17 protein-coding genes are annotated in these 16,109 nt (G+C 58.0%); all 17 read left to right on the top strand.

Annotated features, from left to right (window positions below):
• Positions 1–495: 495 nt before the first annotated feature.
• The gene (rpmH, locus tag QCL51_RS25170; RefSeq protein ID WP_003253163.1) at positions 496–630 is read left to right on the top strand and encodes a 50S ribosomal protein L34; all 135 of its coding nucleotides are present in this window, start codon (positions 496–498) and stop codon (positions 628–630) included.
• A 13-nt stretch (positions 631–643) separates the two neighbouring features.
• Complete coding sequence (gene rnpA / locus QCL51_RS25165) at positions 644–1,048, top strand: ribonuclease P protein component (RefSeq protein WP_003253166.1); 405 nt, start codon at positions 644–646, stop codon at positions 1,046–1,048.
• Positions 1,041–1,286, top strand: a complete 246-nt coding sequence (gene yidD, locus QCL51_RS25160; RefSeq protein WP_003253169.1) for a membrane protein insertion efficiency factor YidD — start codon at positions 1,041–1,043, stop codon at positions 1,284–1,286. Before rnpA ends, yidD begins: the two co-directional genes overlap by 8 nt.
• A gap of 2 nt (positions 1,287–1,288) precedes the next feature.
• Positions 1,289–2,971 (top strand): membrane protein insertase YidC, encoded by a 1,683-nt coding sequence (gene yidC, locus QCL51_RS25155; RefSeq protein WP_021785314.1) that lies wholly within the window; start codon positions 1,289–1,291, stop codon positions 2,969–2,971.
• A gap of 87 nt (positions 2,972–3,058) precedes the next feature.
• Positions 3,059–4,429 carry a tRNA uridine-5-carboxymethylaminomethyl(34) synthesis GTPase MnmE gene (gene mnmE, locus QCL51_RS25150; protein ID WP_021785313.1) on the top strand — a complete coding sequence of 457 codons (1,371 nt, stop codon included), beginning with the start codon at positions 3,059–3,061 and terminating at the stop codon, positions 4,427–4,429.
• 634 nt (positions 4,430–5,063) lie between these two features.
• The gene (gene mnmG, locus QCL51_RS25145) at positions 5,064–6,956 is read left to right on the top strand and encodes a tRNA uridine-5-carboxymethylaminomethyl(34) synthesis enzyme MnmG (protein WP_031322773.1); all 1,893 of its coding nucleotides are present in this window, start codon (positions 5,064–5,066) and stop codon (positions 6,954–6,956) included.
• Positions 6,953–7,603: a 16S rRNA (guanine(527)-N(7))-methyltransferase RsmG gene (gene rsmG / locus QCL51_RS25140; protein WP_021785311.1), complete on the top strand. Its 651-nt coding sequence runs from the start codon at positions 6,953–6,955 to the stop codon at positions 7,601–7,603. Before mnmG ends, rsmG begins: the two co-directional genes overlap by 4 nt.
• A gap of 18 nt (positions 7,604–7,621) precedes the next feature.
• Positions 7,622–8,413 carry a ParA family protein gene (locus QCL51_RS25135; RefSeq protein WP_003253182.1) on the top strand — a complete coding sequence of 264 codons (792 nt, stop codon included), beginning with the start codon at positions 7,622–7,624 and terminating at the stop codon, positions 8,411–8,413.
• A 9-nt stretch (positions 8,414–8,422) separates the two neighbouring features.
• The gene (locus QCL51_RS25130) at positions 8,423–9,295 is read left to right on the top strand and encodes a ParB/RepB/Spo0J family partition protein (RefSeq protein ID WP_003253185.1); all 873 of its coding nucleotides are present in this window, start codon (positions 8,423–8,425) and stop codon (positions 9,293–9,295) included.
• Between the two features lie 149 nt (positions 9,296–9,444).
• A complete protein-coding gene (locus QCL51_RS25125) occupies positions 9,445–9,852 on the top strand; it encodes a F0F1 ATP synthase subunit I (RefSeq protein WP_008092225.1) in 408 nt (135 codons plus the stop codon).
• A 16-nt stretch (positions 9,853–9,868) separates the two neighbouring features.
• Positions 9,869–10,738, top strand: coding sequence for a F0F1 ATP synthase subunit A (gene atpB / locus QCL51_RS25120; protein WP_003253188.1), 870 nt, complete (start codon positions 9,869–9,871; stop codon positions 10,736–10,738).
• Between the two features lie 144 nt (positions 10,739–10,882).
• Positions 10,883–11,140, top strand: a complete 258-nt coding sequence (gene atpE, locus QCL51_RS25115) for a F0F1 ATP synthase subunit C (RefSeq protein WP_003097235.1) — start codon at positions 10,883–10,885, stop codon at positions 11,138–11,140.
• Between the two features lie 56 nt (positions 11,141–11,196).
• Positions 11,197–11,667 (top strand): F0F1 ATP synthase subunit B, encoded by a 471-nt coding sequence (locus QCL51_RS25110; protein ID WP_010955888.1) that lies wholly within the window; start codon positions 11,197–11,199, stop codon positions 11,665–11,667.
• Positions 11,668–11,679: 12 nt separating this feature from the next.
• The gene (locus QCL51_RS25105; RefSeq protein ID WP_003253191.1) at positions 11,680–12,216 is read left to right on the top strand and encodes a F0F1 ATP synthase subunit delta; all 537 of its coding nucleotides are present in this window, start codon (positions 11,680–11,682) and stop codon (positions 12,214–12,216) included.
• A gap of 21 nt (positions 12,217–12,237) precedes the next feature.
• Positions 12,238–13,782: a F0F1 ATP synthase subunit alpha gene (atpA, locus tag QCL51_RS25100; protein ID WP_021785310.1), complete on the top strand. Its 1,545-nt coding sequence runs from the start codon at positions 12,238–12,240 to the stop codon at positions 13,780–13,782.
• Positions 13,783–13,830: 48 nt separating this feature from the next.
• Entirely contained in the window at positions 13,831–14,691 is an 861-nt protein-coding gene (gene atpG / locus QCL51_RS25095; RefSeq protein ID WP_003253195.1) for a F0F1 ATP synthase subunit gamma, read from the top strand.
• Positions 14,692–14,718: 27 nt separating this feature from the next.
• The gene (atpD, locus tag QCL51_RS25090; RefSeq protein ID WP_003253197.1) at positions 14,719–16,095 is read left to right on the top strand and encodes a F0F1 ATP synthase subunit beta; all 1,377 of its coding nucleotides are present in this window, start codon (positions 14,719–14,721) and stop codon (positions 16,093–16,095) included.
• Positions 16,096–16,109 lie beyond the last annotated feature (14 nt).

Below are 16,109 nucleotides of genomic sequence, written 5' to 3'. Positions count from 1 at the left end.
ACAAAACAGCCATTTATCGACCAAAACGGCGCTCCAGCTCTGTGAATAAGGTCTGTGGATAACCATGCCTGAGGTCTATGCACAACCCCAGGCGCAAGCCTGTTGATAACTCGCCTGTAGATAACATGCCTTTTCATCCACAGCTTTCACTCACGATGGGAACAGCCGCAGCACCGGTTCAGAACAAAGTTGTAAAACTCTGTACAGCACGTATTTCATGGCCTAAGGATGGTTATCCACAGAAGGTTATCCACCTAAGATTTATAAGTTCTTCAGAAAAGCTTTTTATATGTCTCTTCTTTTTTTTCATGTTGTCCCCGATGCGGGTGTCCGATCAAGCACCCCTTTGGCACGATCCAGGAGGCACCGTCCATCACAAGCTCTATATGGAATGACTGGTTGGAAATTGACCTATGGGCTTGCTTTCTCTAGAATCGCCGGTCTCTTAAAAAGGGGGCCATCCCGGCCCGTCGTCGACAAACCAGGTAACACGCCATGAAACGTACTTTCCAACCAAGCACCATCAAGCGCGCCCGCACCCACGGTTTCCGTGCCCGTATGGCTACCAAGAACGGCCGTGCTGTTCTGTCGCGTCGTCGTGCCAAAGGCCGTAAGCGTCTGGCCATTTGATTTTTCGGCACAGGTGGTGAGTCAGGACTTCAGTCGGGAAAAGCGACTGCTTACACCCCGGCATTTCAAAGCGGTCTTCGACTCCCCAACCGGCAAGGTTCCAGGGAAAAACCTGCTGATCCTTGCTCGCGAGAACGGCCTCGATCACCCACGCCTTGGCTTGGTAATCGGCAAGAAGAGTGTCAAGCTCGCCGTTCAACGCAACCGCCTCAAGCGCTTGATGCGCGATTCCTTTCGTCTGAACCAGCAATTGCTTGCCGGCCTGGACATCGTGATCGTCGCGCGCAAGGGATTGGGTGAGATAGAAAACCCGGAATTGCACCAACACTTTGGCAAGCTCTGGAAACGCCTGGCGCGCAGCCGGCCGACACCAGCAGTAACCGCCAATTCCGCAGGGGTAGACAGCCAAGATGCGTAAACTGGCACTCGTTCCGATCCAGTTTTACCGTTATGCCATTAGTCCTCTGATGGCCAATCACTGTCGGTTTTTCCCCAGTTGCTCCTGTTACGCGTATGAAGCCATCGAAAACCATGGCATCTGGCGTGGTGGGTGGCTGGCCGTTCGTCGCCTGGGGCGTTGTCATCCGTGGAATGACGGCGGTTTCGACCCCGTTCCACCCGCTCCTTCCTCCCGAACTTCTTCGATAGCCGAGTAATCATGGATATTAAACGCACGATCCTGATCGCCGCGCTGGCAGTCGTGTCCTACGTCATGGTCCTGAAGTGGAACGATGACTACGGCCAGGCTGCCCTGCCGACTCAGAATACTGCTGCCAGCACTGTTGCTCCGGGCTTGCCCGATGGCGTGCCGGCCGGTAACAACGGTGCCAGCGCCGATGTACCGAGCGCCAACGCCGAATCGAGCCCTGCCGAACTGGCACCGGTCGCACTCAGCAAGGACCTGATCCGAGTCAAGACCGACGTTCTGGAACTGGCTATCGATCCGGTCGGTGGTGACATCGTTCAGCTGAACCTGCCGAAGTACCCGCGCCGTCAAGACCACCCGAACATTCCATTCCAGTTGTTCGACAACGGTGGTGAGCGTGTTTACCTGGCACAAAGCGGTCTGACCGGCACCGACGGTCCGGATGCCCGCGCCAGCGGCCGTCCCCTGTATGCCGCCGAACAGAAAAGCTACCAGCTGGCCGACGGCCAGGAACAACTGGTGGTAGACCTGAAGTTCAGTGACAACGGCGTCAACTACATCAAGCGTTTCAGCTTCAAGCGTGGTGAGTACGACCTGAATGTCAGCTATCTGATCGACAACCAGAGCAGCCAGGCGTGGAGCGGCAACATGTTTGCCCAGCTCAAGCGTGATGCCAGCGGCGATCCGTCCTCCAGCACTGCCACCGGTACCGCTACCTACCTGGGTGCCGCCCTGTGGACAGCTTCCGAGCCTTACAAAAAGGTCTCGATGAAGGACATGGACAAAGGTAGTTTGAAAGAAAATGTGTCCGGCGGCTGGGTTGCCTGGCTGCAGCACTACTTCGTGACCGCCTGGATTCCAGCCAAGTCGGACAACAACGTTGTCCAGACCCGCAAGGATAGCCAGGGCAACTACATCATCGGTTACACCGGCCCGGTTATCAGCGTACCGGCTGGCGGCAAGGTCGAAACCAGCGCCATGCTGTACGCCGGTCCGAAGATCCAGTCCAAGCTGAAAGAGTTGTCCCCAGGCCTGGAATTGACCGTCGACTACGGCTTCCTGTGGTTTATCGCCCAGCCGATCTTCTGGCTGCTGCAACATATCCACAGCCTGCTGGGTAACTGGGGCTGGTCGATCATCGTGCTGACCATGTTGATCAAAGGCCTGTTCTTCCCGCTGTCGGCTGCCAGCTACCGCTCCATGGCGCGTATGCGTGCCGTTGCACCTAAGCTCGCCGCACTCAAGGAACGCTTCGGTGACGATCGCCAGAAGATGTCCCAGGCGATGATGGAGCTTTACAAGAAAGAGAAGATCAACCCACTGGGCGGCTGCCTGCCGATCCTGGTGCAGATGCCGGTATTCCTGGCCCTGTACTGGGTATTGCTGGAAAGCGTGGAAATGCGCCAGGCCCCATGGATCCTGTGGATTACCGACCTGTCGATCAAGGATCCGTTCTTCATCCTGCCGATCATCATGGGCGCCACCATGTTCATCCAGCAGCGCCTGAACCCTACACCGCCGGATCCGATGCAGGCCAAGGTGATGAAAATGATGCCGATCATCTTCACCTTCTTCTTCCTGTGGTTCCCTGCCGGTCTGGTGCTGTACTGGGTTGTGAACAACTGCCTGTCGATTTCGCAGCAGTGGTACATCACTCGCCGTATCGAAGCAGCTACCAAAAAAGCTGCTGCTTGACGGGCTAATACGCTAGCCTGTGAATAAAAAACGCCCCCTAGTGGGGCGTTTTTGCTATCTGTCGTTTTGTCGTAGAGGCTTTCGAGCATGAACATTGTGCGTGAAACCATCGCCGCCATCGCCACGGCTCAGGGCCGTGGTGGTGTGGGTATTGTCAGGTTGTCCGGTCCTCTGGCTGCCAAGGCCGGCCAATTGATCACCGGCCGCACCCTGACCCCGCGGCATGCCCATTACGGTCCGTTCCGCGACGATGAGGGGCTGGTGCTGGACGAAGGGATTGCGCTGTTCTTTCCCGGGCCTAATTCATTCACTGGCGAGGACGTGCTGGAACTGCAGGGGCACGGTGGCCCGGTGGTTCTGGACATGCTGCTGCAGCGCTGTGTACAAGTCGGCTGTCGTCTGGCCCGTCCGGGCGAATTCAGCGAGCGCGCCTTCCTCAACGACAAGCTCGACCTGGCTCAGGCCGAAGCCATCGCCGATCTGATCGAGGCCAGTTCCAGCCAGGCAGCGCGAAACGCCTTGCGCTCGCTGCAAGGGGAATTCTCCAAGCGTGTGCACAGCCTTACCGAGGCGTTGATTGCCCTGCGTATTTACGTCGAGGCGGCGATCGATTTTCCTGAGGAAGAGATCGACTTCCTTGCCGATGGCCACGTGCTGTCGATGCTTGATGCTGTGCGCAGCGAGTTATCCACTGTGCAGCGCGAGGCCGGGCAGGGCGCCTTGCTGCGCGACGGCATGACGGTAGTCATTGCCGGTCGGCCGAATGCCGGTAAATCAAGTTTGCTGAACCAGCTGGCCGGACGGGAAGCAGCCATCGTCACGGACATCGCCGGCACCACGCGGGATATCTTGCGCGAACATATCCACATCGACGGCATGCCGCTGCACGTTGTCGATACTGCCGGTTTGCGCGATACCGATGACCATGTGGAAAAGATCGGTGTGGAACGCGCCCTGAAGGCCATTGGCGAGGCAGACCGTGTTCTGCTGGTGGTCGACTCCACTGCGCCCGAGGCCAGCGACCCGTTCGCTTTGTGGCCCGAGTTTCTTGACCAGCGACCCGACCCGGCAAAGGTCACTCTGATACGCAACAAGGCTGACCTGAGTGGGGAGCAGGTGGCGCTGGAGCAGTGCGATGACGGCCACGTGACGATCACCCTAAGCGCCAAGGGCGACGACACAGGGCTGCAACTGCTACGCGACCATCTGAAGGGCTGTATGGGTTACGAACAGACTGCAGAGAGTGGCTTCAGCGCCCGCCGGCGCCATCTGGATGCCTTGCGCCAGGCTAGCGAGCACCTGGAACACGGCCATGCACAATTGACCTTGGCGGGTGCAGGAGAGCTTCTGGCTGAGGACTTGCGTCAGGCACAGCATGCGCTGGGGGAAATCACAGGAGCATTCAGCTCGGATGACCTGCTTGGGCGGATTTTCTCCAGCTTCTGCATCGGCAAGTAATCCACAGCCAGGCAAGGTCAAGCGCCGCTCCTTAGGGAGCGGCTTTTTTTTGCCTGAAATTCATTGCAGAAGATGAGTGCAGGCCGATGACCCAAGCACCTGTGGGAGCGGGTGGGCCCCCGAACAGGCCCTTGCAAGCACTGATTCTCTGCGAATGTACCGGCCTTTTCACGGGCTCGCTCGCTCCCACATTGACCATGGCTGGTCGCCTGCGCGATGAATTTTTCTTACCCAGCGTGAAAACTGTGCTCAGGAGCCCTGTGGAAAACTCGCCTTCAGCTCAGTTGATAAGCAGGCTTTTTTTCTGAGGAAAAACCCCCTTGTGGGTAAATAGCTATTTAATCCACAGGCTAAAAGACGTTATCCATAGCCCTCATGGCACTCCAGCCACAGGGTTTAATTTCTCTCTACATTACGGAAATCGTGGGGTTCAAGACCTTATCCACAGAAAAGGCTGTGCATAAGAATAAACATAAAAACAAAGCTTTTTAAATTCTTCATCTTTGATTTCTGTTGTCTGCCACTCATCCACAGACTGGTCAAAATTTGCTCAGACGGTTTCTTTACTGGGGGTGAAGTCCCTATACTTGTCCGCTTACCTTCTCTATTCGCAAAAACAGGCACGAGGTGCGTGGTGGATTTCCCTTCCCGTTTTGACGTGATCGTCATCGGCGGCGGCCATGCCGGTACCGAGGCTGCGCTTGCGTCTGCACGCATGGGTGTAAAAACCCTGCTGCTGACCCATAACGTGGAAACCCTCGGTCACATGAGCTGCAACCCCGCCATCGGCGGTATTGGCAAAAGCCATCTGGTCAAAGAGATCGATGCGCTCGGCGGCGCCATGGCGCTGGCCACCGACAAGAGCGGCATCCAGTTCCGCGTTCTGAACAACCGCAAGGGCCCGGCCGTACGTGCCACCCGTGCACAAGCCGACCGCGCCATCTACAAGGCAGTGGTGCGTGAAATCCTGGAAAACCAGCCAAACCTGTGGATATTCCAGCAGTCCTGCGACGACCTGATCGTCGAGCAGGACCAGGTCAAAGGCGTGGTGACCCAGATGGGCCTGCGTTTCTTTGCCGAATCGGTGGTACTGACTACCGGTACCTTCCTCGGCGGCCTTATCCACATTGGTCTGCAAAACCATTCCGGTGGTCGCGCCGGTGATCCACCTTCGATTGCCCTGGCCCACCGCATGCGTGAACTTCCGCTGCGCGTCGGCCGCCTGAAAACCGGTACCCCGCCACGCATCGACGGCCGCTCTGTGGATTTCTCGGTAATGACCGAACAGCCAGGCGATACGCCGATCCCGGTGATGTCGTTCATGGGCAATGCCGAAATGCACCCGCGTCAGGTGAGCTGCTGGATTACCCACACCAATGCGCGCACCCACGAGATCATTGCCTCAAACCTCGACCGTTCACCGATGTACTCGGGCGTGATCGAAGGTGTCGGTCCGCGCTACTGTCCTTCGATCGAAGACAAGATCCACCGCTTCGCCGACAAGGAAAGCCACCAGGTGTTCATCGAGCCGGAAGGCTTGAACACCCATGAGTTGTATCCCAACGGTATTTCCACTTCGTTGCCGTTCGACGTGCAACTGGAGCTGGTCCGTTCGATCCGCGGCATGGAAAACGCCCACATCGTGCGCCCAGGCTATGCCATCGAATACGACTACTTCGATCCCCGTGACCTCAAGTACAGCCTCGAGACCAAAGTCATCGGCGGCCTGTTCTTCGCCGGGCAGATCAACGGCACCACCGGTTACGAAGAAGCCGGTGCCCAAGGTCTGTTGGCCGGGACCAACGCTGCACTGCGTGCGCAAGGTCGCGACAGCTGGTGCCCGCGCCGCGATGAAGCGTACATCGGTGTGCTGGTCGACGACCTGATCACCTTGGGTACTCAGGAGCCGTACCGCATGTTCACTTCGCGCGCCGAGTACCGCCTGATCCTGCGCGAAGACAACGCCGACCTTCGCCTGACCGAAAAGGGCCGTGAACTGGGCCTGATCGATGACCAGCGCTGGGCCGCGTTCTGCGCCAAGCGCGACGGTATCGAGCGTGAGGAACAGCGCCTGAAATCGACCTGGGTTCGGCCGAATACCGAGCAAGGCCAGGCCATTGTGGATAAGTTCGGCACTCCGCTGAGCCACGAGTACAGCTTGCTCAACCTGCTGGCGCGCCCCGAAATCGACTACGCCGGCCTGATCGAAGCGACTGGCGGTGACGTAATCGATCCACAGGTTGCCGAGCAGGTCGAGATCCGCACCAAGTACGCCGGCTACATCGACCGCCAGCAGGATGAAATTGCCCGACTGCGCGCCAGCGAAGACACACGCCTGCCTGTGGATATCGACTACACGACGATTTCCGGCCTGTCCAAGGAGATACAGGGCAAGCTGAGCCAGACCCGTCCGGAGACGCTGGGTCAGGCTTCGCGTATCCCGGGTGTGACCCCGGCGGCGATTTCCCTGTTGTTGATTCACTTGAAAAAACGCGGCGCTGGCCGCGAATTGGAGCAAAGCGCTTGAGTTCCCTGGTCACCCCTCAACACGCTGAAGAGTTGTCCACAGGTGCGCGCCAGCTTGGTGTCGAGCTGACTGCCGAGCAGCACGAGAAGCTGCTTGGCTACCTGGCTCTGTTGATCAAATGGAACAAAGCCTACAACCTGACTGCTGTGCGCGACCCGGACGAGATGGTTTCGCGTCATTTGCTCGACAGCCTTAGCGTCATGTCTTTTATCCACAACGACCGTGAAAACTGGCTGGATGTTGGCAGCGGCGGTGGCATGCCCGGCATTCCGCTGGCTATCCTGCATCCACACAAGCGCGTCACCGTGCTGGACGCCAATGGCAAGAAAACCCGTTTCCTGACACAGGTGAAAATGGAACTCAGGCTGGACAACCTCACGGTTATCCACAGCCGGGTCGAGGCCTTCCAGCCGGCACAACCGTTCGACGGAATCATCTCCCGCGCCTTCAGCAGCATGGAGAACTTCACCAACTGGACCCGCCACTTGGGCGACACCGGGACGCAATGGCTTGCAATGAAGGGGCTGCATCCTGCCGATGAACTGGTAGCATTGCCCGCAGACTTCACAGTGGAAAGCGAACAGGCCCTGACCGTTCCGGGTTGCCAGGGCCAGCGCCATCTGCTGATACTGCGCCGCAAGGCATGACTGGGAACACTCGCAACAATGGCTAAGGTATTCGCAATCGCGAACCAGAAAGGTGGTGTGGGCAAGACAACCACCTGTATCAATCTCGCCGCCTCGCTGGCTGCGACCAAGCGTCGTGTCCTGCTGATCGACCTCGATCCGCAGGGCAACGCCACCATGGGCAGCGGTGTGGACAAGCACGAGCTCGAGCATTCGGTCTACGACCTGCTGATCGGGGAGTGCGACTTGGCCCAGGCTATGCACTACTCCGAGCACGGAGGCTTCCAGTTGCTGCCGGCCAACCGCGACCTGACCGCCGCTGAGGTGGTGCTGCTGGAAATGCAGGTCAAGGAGAGCCGTCTGCGCAACGCGCTGGCGCCTATCCGCGATAACTACGACTACATCCTCATCGACTGCCCACCATCGCTGTCGATGCTTACGCTCAATGCGCTGGTCGCTTCCGATGGCGTAATTATCCCCATGCAGTGCGAGTATTACGCACTGGAAGGTCTCAGCGACCTTGTGGATAACATCAAGCGCATCGCCGCCCGGTTGAACCCGGAGTTGAAGATCGAGGGCCTGCTGCGGACCATGTACGATCCGCGCCTGAGCCTGAACAACGATGTTTCGGCGCAGTTGAAGGAGCACTTTGGCCCTCAGCTTTACGACACGGTCATTCCGCGCAACATTCGCTTGGCCGAGGCTCCCAGCTTCGGCATGCCAGCCCTTGCTTACGACAAGCAATCGCGGGGCGCGCTGGCTTACCTGGCCCTGGCTGGGGAACTGGTACGCCGTCAACGCCGTCCATCACGCACTGCACAAACAACTTAAGGAATCCGTATGGCCGTCAAGAAACGGGGTCTCGGACGTGGGTTGGATGCACTGCTCAGTGGTCCTTCCGTCAGCGCGCTCGAAGAGCAGGCTGTGAAGATCGACCAGAAAGAACTGCAACACCTGCCGGTCGAGCTGGTCCAGCGTGGCAAGTATCAACCTCGCCGTGACATGGACCCGGAGGCGCTGGAAGAGCTTGCGCACTCGATTCGCAACCATGGTGTGATGCAACCGATCGTGGTACGCCCGATTGGCGACAACCGATACGAGATCATCGCCGGTGAGCGCCGTTGGCGCGCCACCCAGCAGGCCGGCCTGGACACGATCCCGGCCATGGTCCGCGAAGTGCCCGACGAAGCCGCCATCGCCATGGCATTGATCGAGAACATCCAGCGCGAAGACCTCAACCCACTGGAAGAGGCCATGGCCCTGCAGCGCCTGCAACAGGAGTTCGAGCTCACCCAGCAGCAGGTGGCTGACGCTGTGGGCAAGTCGCGGGTGACCGTGGCCAACCTGCTGCGCCTCATTACCTTGCCCGATGCGATCAAGACCATGCTCGCCCACGGTGACCTGGAGATGGGGCACGCCCGTGCATTGCTCGGCCTGGATGAAAATCGTCAGGAGGAGGGGGCGCGTCATGTTGTCGCACGTGGCCTCACCGTGCGCCAAACCGAGGCACTGGTCCGTCAGTGGCTCAGCGACAAGCCTGATCCGGTCGAACCGAGCAAACCTGATCCGGATATCGCACGGCTTGAACAGCGGCTCGCAGAGCGCCTGGGCTCGGCCGTACAGATTCGTCATGGCAACAAGGGCAAAGGCCAGTTGGTTATTCGCTACAACTCGCTTGACGAGTTGCAAGGCGTGCTCGCTCACATCCGCTGAAACAATTCCTGTTGTAGCGCGAAGTCGGAAATCACTACCGAAGAGTTGAATAGGGGTTAATCCACCCCTATACTCTGCGCGCATTTTGTCGGCACAAATTATGCCAAGTCATAGCTGACTTGTTGGTCGACTTCCGAGGAGCAGTTGTGATGGAAATACGCACGCCAAACCGCCTGCCTTTCCATCGCTGGGCGGTTTTTCCGGTACTGCTGGCTCAATTTGTCGTACTGCTGCTGGCAACCTTGGTGTTGTGGCAGTGGAAAGGGGCGGTCAGTGGATATTCAGGCCTTTGCGGAGGTTTGATTGCCTGGCTGCCCAATGTGTATTTCGCCTGGAAGGCTTTTCGCTTCAGCGGGGCTCGGGCGGCACAAGCTATCGTCAAGTCGTTTTACGCGGGCGAGGCAGGCAAGATGATTTTGACGGCAGTGCTTTTTGCACTGACCTTTGCAGGAGTGAAGCCACTGGCGCCGCTAGCAGTATTCGGCGTCTTCGTGTTGACCCTTTTGGTCAGCTGGTTCGCGCCCCTGCTGATGAATAAAAGACTTTCGAGACCTTAGGGCGTTTGAGGCAACCATGGCAGCAGAAACCGCTTCGGGCTATATCCAGCACCACTTGCAGAACCTGACCTACGGTCAACTACCAGACGGCAGCTGGGGCTTCGCCCATTCGGCTGCAGAAGCCAAGGCAATGGGCTTCTGGGCGTTCCACCTGGACACCCTGGGTTGGTCCGTCGCGCTGGGTCTGATCTTCCTGTTGATCTTCCGCATGGCGGCCAAGAAGGCGACTTCCGGCCAACCTGGCGGTCTGCAGAACTTCGTTGAAGTGATGGTCGACTTCGTCAACGGCAGCGTGAAGGACTCCTTCCACGGCCGTAGCCCGGTAATCGCACCGCTGGCGCTGACCATTTTCGTCTGGGTATTCCTGATGAACGCCGTCGACCTGGTACCGGTCGACTGGATTCCTCAGCTGGCCATCCTGATTTCCGGTGACCCGCACATTCCGTTCCGCGCCGTGTCGACCACCGACCCGAACGCGACCCTGGCAATGGCCTTCTGCGTCTTCGCCCTGATCATCTTCTACAGCATCAAGGTCAAGGGACTGGGCGGCTTCATCGGTGAGCTGACCCTGCACCCGTTTGGCAGCAAGAATATCTTCGTGCAGATCCTGCTGATTCCTGTCAACTTCCTGCTGGAATTCGTCACCCTGATCGCCAAGCCGATCTCGTTGGCACTGCGTCTGTTCGGCAACATGTATGCTGGCGAGCTGGTGTTCATCCTGATCGCTGTAATGTTCGGCTCCGGCCTGCTGTGGCTCAGCGGCCTGGGTGTGGTGCTGCAATGGGCGTGGGCTGTGTTCCACATCCTGATCATCACCCTGCAAGCTTTCATCTTCATGATGCTGACCATCGTCTACCTGTCGATGGCTCACGAAGATAACCATTAAGACCGCCTGGCGTGTCTGATAGCCTTCCCTGCCTGTACGGGGGGAGGGCTTAAAAAGTCCGCAAGGGCATGCTGTACCAAACGATTTGTTTTACCGCTTCAAACTAAAAACCTAACCAATACGACGTAAAAGTCGGGAGGAAAGATGGAAACTGTAGTTGGTCTGACCGCTATCGCTGTTGCTCTGCTGATCGGCCTGGGTGCTCTGGGTACCGCCATTGGTTTCGGCCTGCTGGGTGGCAAGTTCCTGGAAGGCGCTGCTCGTCAGCCAGAAATGGTTCCGATGCTGCAGGTCAAAATGTTCATCGTTGCCGGTCTGCTCGACGCCGTAACCATGATCGGTGTTGGTATCGCTCTGTTCTTCACCTTCGCGAATCCGTTCGTTGGTCAGATCGCCGGCTAATCACTCGTCACCACGAGTTGATGGCTGTATGAATTAAGACCGAGCGAGGTGTTGGCGTGAACATTAATGCAACCCTGATTGGCCAATCCGTTGCTTTCCTGATTTTTGTACTCTTCTGCATGAAGTATGTATGGCCTCCGGTCATCACTGCCCTGCAAGAGCGCCAAAAGAAGATTGCCGACGGCTTGGACGCTGCCAACCGCGCAGCTCGCGACCTGGAGCTGGCCCAAGAGAAAGCGGGTCAGCAACTGCGTGAAGCTAAAGCACAGGCAGCCGAAATCATCGAGCAAAGCAAGAAACGCGCTGCTCAGCTTGTCGACGAAGCCCGTGAACAGGCTCGCGTCGAAGCTGACCGTGTGAAGGCTCAGGCTCTGGCCGAGATCGAACAGGAACTGAACAGCGCTAAAGACGCCCTGCGTGCCCAAGTGGGTGCTCTGGCCGTTGGTGGTGCTGAAAAGATCCTTGGCGCCACAATCGATCAAAACGCGCATGCGGAGCTGGTTAACAAACTGGCCGCTGAAATTTAAGCGAGGGCGATCATGGCAGAACTGACCACGTTGGCCCGACCTTACGCTAAGGCTGCCTTTGAGCATGCCCAGGCCCATCAGCAACTGGCCAATTGGTCAGCCATGCTCGGCCTGGCTGCTGCGGTGTCGCAAGACGACACCATGCAGCGCCTGCTCAAGGCCCCGCGACTGACGAGCGCAGAAAAGGCCGCCACGTTCATTGACGTGTGCGGTGACAAGTTCAATGCACAGGCACAGAATTTCATTCATGTTGCCGCGGAAAACGACCGTCTCCTGCTTCTGCCGGAGATTGCCGCCCTGTTCGACCTGTACAAGGCCGAGCAAGAGAAATCCGTGGACGTGGAAGTCACCAGTGCCTTCGCGTTGAACCAAGAACAGCAAGACAAACTCGCCAAGGTTCTCAGTGCACGGTTAGGCCAGGAAGTGCGCCTGCACGCGTCGGAGGATGCCAGCCTGATTGGCGGCGTCGTCATCCGCGCCGGTGACCTGGTAATCGATGGCTCTGTTCGCGGCAAAATCGCGAAACTGGCCGAAGCATTGAAATCTTGAGTTTGAAGGGGCAGCAGAGCAATGCAGCAACTCAATCCTTCCGAAATTAGTGAAATCATCAAGGGCCGCATCGATAACCTCGATGTGAGCTCCCAAGCCCGTAACGAAGGTACCGTTGTTTCGGTATCCGACGGTATCGTGCGGATCCACGGTCTGGCCGACGTCATGTACGGCGAAATGATCGAGTTCCCTGGTGGCGTCTACGGCATGGCCCTGAACCTGGAGCAAGACTCCGTAGGTGCAGTGATCCTGGGTGCATATGACACCCTCGCCGAAGGCATGAGCGCCAAGTGCACCGGCCGCATCCTGGAAGTTCCGGTTGGTAAGGAACTGCTGGGTCGCGTCGTCGACGCACTGGGCAACCCTATCGATGGCAAAGGTCCTCTGGGCAACACCGAGACCGACGCAGTCGAGAAAGTTGCTCCAGGCGTGATCTGGCGTAAGTCGGTAGACCAGCCTGTACAGACTGGTTACAAATCCGTCGACGCCATGATCCCTGTCGGCCGTGGCCAGCGTGAGCTGATCATTGGCGACCGTCAGATCGGCAAGACCGCCATGGCCATCGACGCCATCATCAACCAGAAAGACTCCGGTATTTTCTGTGTTTATGTTGCTGTCGGTCAGAAGCGTTCCACCGTTGCCAACATCGTTCGCAAGCTGGAAGAAAACGGCGCCCTGGCCAACACCATCGTGGTTGTTGCCAGTGCTTCGGAATCCGCCGCACTGCAATTCCTGGCGCCATACGCCGGTTGCACCATGGGCGAGTTCTTCCGCGACCGCGGTGAAGACGCACTGATCGTTTACGATGACCTGTCCAAGCAGGCCGTTGCCTACCGTCAGATCTCCCTGCTGCTGCGCCGTCCACCAGGACGCGAAGCATACCCAGGCGACGTGTTCTATCTCCACTCCCGTCTGCTGGAGCGTGCATCGCGCGTTTCGGAAGAGTACGTCGAGAAGTTCACCAACGGTGCTGTCACTGGCAAAACCGGTTCCCTGACCGCTCTGCCGATCATCGAAACCCAGGCTGGCGACGTTTCTGCGTTCGTTCCGACCAACGTGATTTCCATCACCGACGGTCAGATCTTCCTGGAATCGGCCATGTTCAACTCGGGCATCCGCCCTGCAGTGAACGCCGGTGTTTCGGTATCCCGTGTAGGTGGTGCCGCTCAGACCAAGATCATCAAGAAGCTGTCCGGTGGTATTCGTACCGCTCTGGCTCAGTACCGTGAACTGGCTGCATTCGCCCAGTTCGCGTCCGATCTGGACGAAGCGACCCGCAAGCAGCTGGAGCATGGTCAGCGCGTTACCGAGCTGATGAAGCAGAAGCAGTACGCGCCGATGTCCATTGCGGACATGGCTCTGTCGCTGTACGCCGCTGAGCGTGGCTTCCTGACCGACGTAGAGGTCTCCAAGATCGGCAGCTTCGAGCAAGCACTGATCGCCTTCTTCAACCGTGATCACGCTGAACTGATGGCGAAGATCAACGTGAAGGGTGACTTCAACGACGAAATCGACGCAGGCCTGAAAGCCGGTATCGAGAAGTTCAAGGCCACCCAGACCTGGTAAGCCGCAGCGGGGGCTCAGGCCCCCGCTTGCTAACCTGATAGGTGATACATGGCAGGCGCAAAAGAGATTCGCAGTAAGATTGCGAGCATCAAAAGCACGCAAAAAATTACCAGCGCCATGGAGAAAGTGGCGGTCAGCAAGATGCGCAAGGCACAAATGCGCATGGCTGCTAGCCGTCCTTACGCGGAACGTATCCGCCAGGTGATCGGTCATCTGGCCAACGCCAACCCGGAATACCGCCACCCGTTCATGATCGAGCGCCCTGTAAAGCGCGCCGGTTATATCGTGGTGAGTAGTGACCGTGGTCTGTGCGGTGGCTTGAACACCAACCTGTTCAAGGCCCTGGTCAAGGACATGAGCGCAAACCGCGAACAGGGCGTGGAAATCGACCTGTGCGTGATCGGCAGCAAGGGTGCGACTTTCTTCCGCATCTTTGGCGGCAACGTCGTAGCAGCGATCAGCCATTTGGGCGAAGAGCCATCGATCAACGATCTGATCGGCTCCGTCAAAGTGATGCTGGACGCCTACCTGGACGGCCGTATCGATCGCCTCTCGGTGGTTTCGAACAAGTTCATCAATACCATGACCCAGAAGCCGACGGTCGAGCAATTGGTACCGTTGGTGGCAACCCCGGATCAGGATCTCAAGCATCACTGGGACTACCTGTACGAACCCGACGCAAAAGAGCTGCTGGACGGCTTGATGGTGCGTTACGTGGAGTCGCAGGTATACCAGGCGGTGGTCGAGAACAACGCTGCTGAACAAGCGGCCCGGATGATCGCCATGAAGAACGCCACAGACAACGCCGGTGATTTGATCAAAGAGCTTCAGTTGATCTACAACAAGGCGCGTCAGGCTGCGATCACCCAGGAGATCTCGGAAATCGTCGGCGGCGCTGCCGCGGTTTAACGGTTCACATATTCAGAGGATCCAGCTATGAGTAGCGGACGTATCGTTCAAATCATCGGCGCCGTCATCGACGTGGAATTCCCACGCGACGTCGTGCCGAGTGTATACAACGCGCTTAAAGTACAAGGCGCGGAAACCACCCTGGAAGTTCAGCAGCAGCTGGGCGACGGCGTGGTTCGTACCATTGCGATGGGCTCGACCGAAGGCCTGAAGCGCGGTCTGGATGTCGTCGACACCGGCGCTGCCATTTCCGTTCCAGTTGGTAAGGCCACCCTGGGCCGTATCATGGACGTACTGGGCAACCCGATCGACGAAGCCGGCCCGATCGGCGAAGAAGAGCGTCGCGGTATCCACCAGCCAGCGCCTTCGTTCGCTGACCAGGCAGGCGGCAACGACCTGCTGGAAACCGGCATCAAGGTTATCGACCTGGTTTGCCCGTTCGCCAAGGGTGGTAAGGTTGGTCTGTTCGGTGGTGCCGGTGTCGGCAAGACCGTAAACATGATGGAACTGATCCGTAACATCGCCATGGAACACAGCGGTTACTCCGTGTTCGCTGGTGTGGGTGAGCGTACTCGTGAGGGTAACGACTTCTACCACGAGATGAAGGACTCCAACGTTCTCGACAAGGTAGCGCTGGTCTACGGTCAGATGAACGAGCCACCAGGAAACCGTCTGCGTGTAGCGCTGACCGGCCTGACCATGGCTGAGAAGTTCCGTGACGAAGGTAACGACGTTCTGCTGTTCGTCGACAACATCTATCGTTACACCCTGGCCGGTACCGAAGTATCCGCACTGCTGGGCCGTATGCCTTCGGCAGTAGGTTACCAGCCGACCCTGGCTGAAGAGATGGGCGTTCTGCAAGAACGCATCACCTCCACCAAGGAAGGTTCGATCACCTCGGTACAGGCCGTATATGTACCTGCGGACGACTTGACCGACCCGTCGCCAGCGACCACCTTCGCCCACTTGGACGCCACCGTCGTTCTGTCTCGTGACATCGCCTCCCTGGGTATCTACCCAGCGGTTGACCCACTGGACTCGACTTCGCGCCAGCTGGACCCGAACGTGATCGGCAACGAGCACTACGAGACCGCTCGTGGCGTTCAGTATGTTCTGCAGCGCTACAAAGAGCTGAAGGACATCATTGCGATCCTGGGTATGGACGAACTGTCCGAAGCCGACAAGCAACTGGTAGCCCGCGCTCGTAAGATCCAGCGCTTCCTGTCGCAGCCGTTCTTCGTAGCAGAAGTCTTCACCGGTTCGCCAGGCAAGTACGTTTCCCTGAAAGACACCATCGCTGGCTTCAGCGGCATCCTCAAAGGTGACTACGACCACCTGCCAGAACAAGCGTTCTACATGGTCGGCAGCATCGACGAAGCGATCGAGAAAGCCAAGAAACTGTAATTCCTGCGCCCCGC

This window comes from Pseudomonas sp. LTR0, from assembly GCF_036630035.1.
GTDB classification, from domain to species: domain Bacteria; phylum Pseudomonadota; class Gammaproteobacteria; order Pseudomonadales; family Pseudomonadaceae; genus Aquipseudomonas; species Aquipseudomonas putida_Y.
Note: the sequence above shows the minus strand (reverse complement) of the source record. Positions and strands in the feature narration are given on the sequence as shown.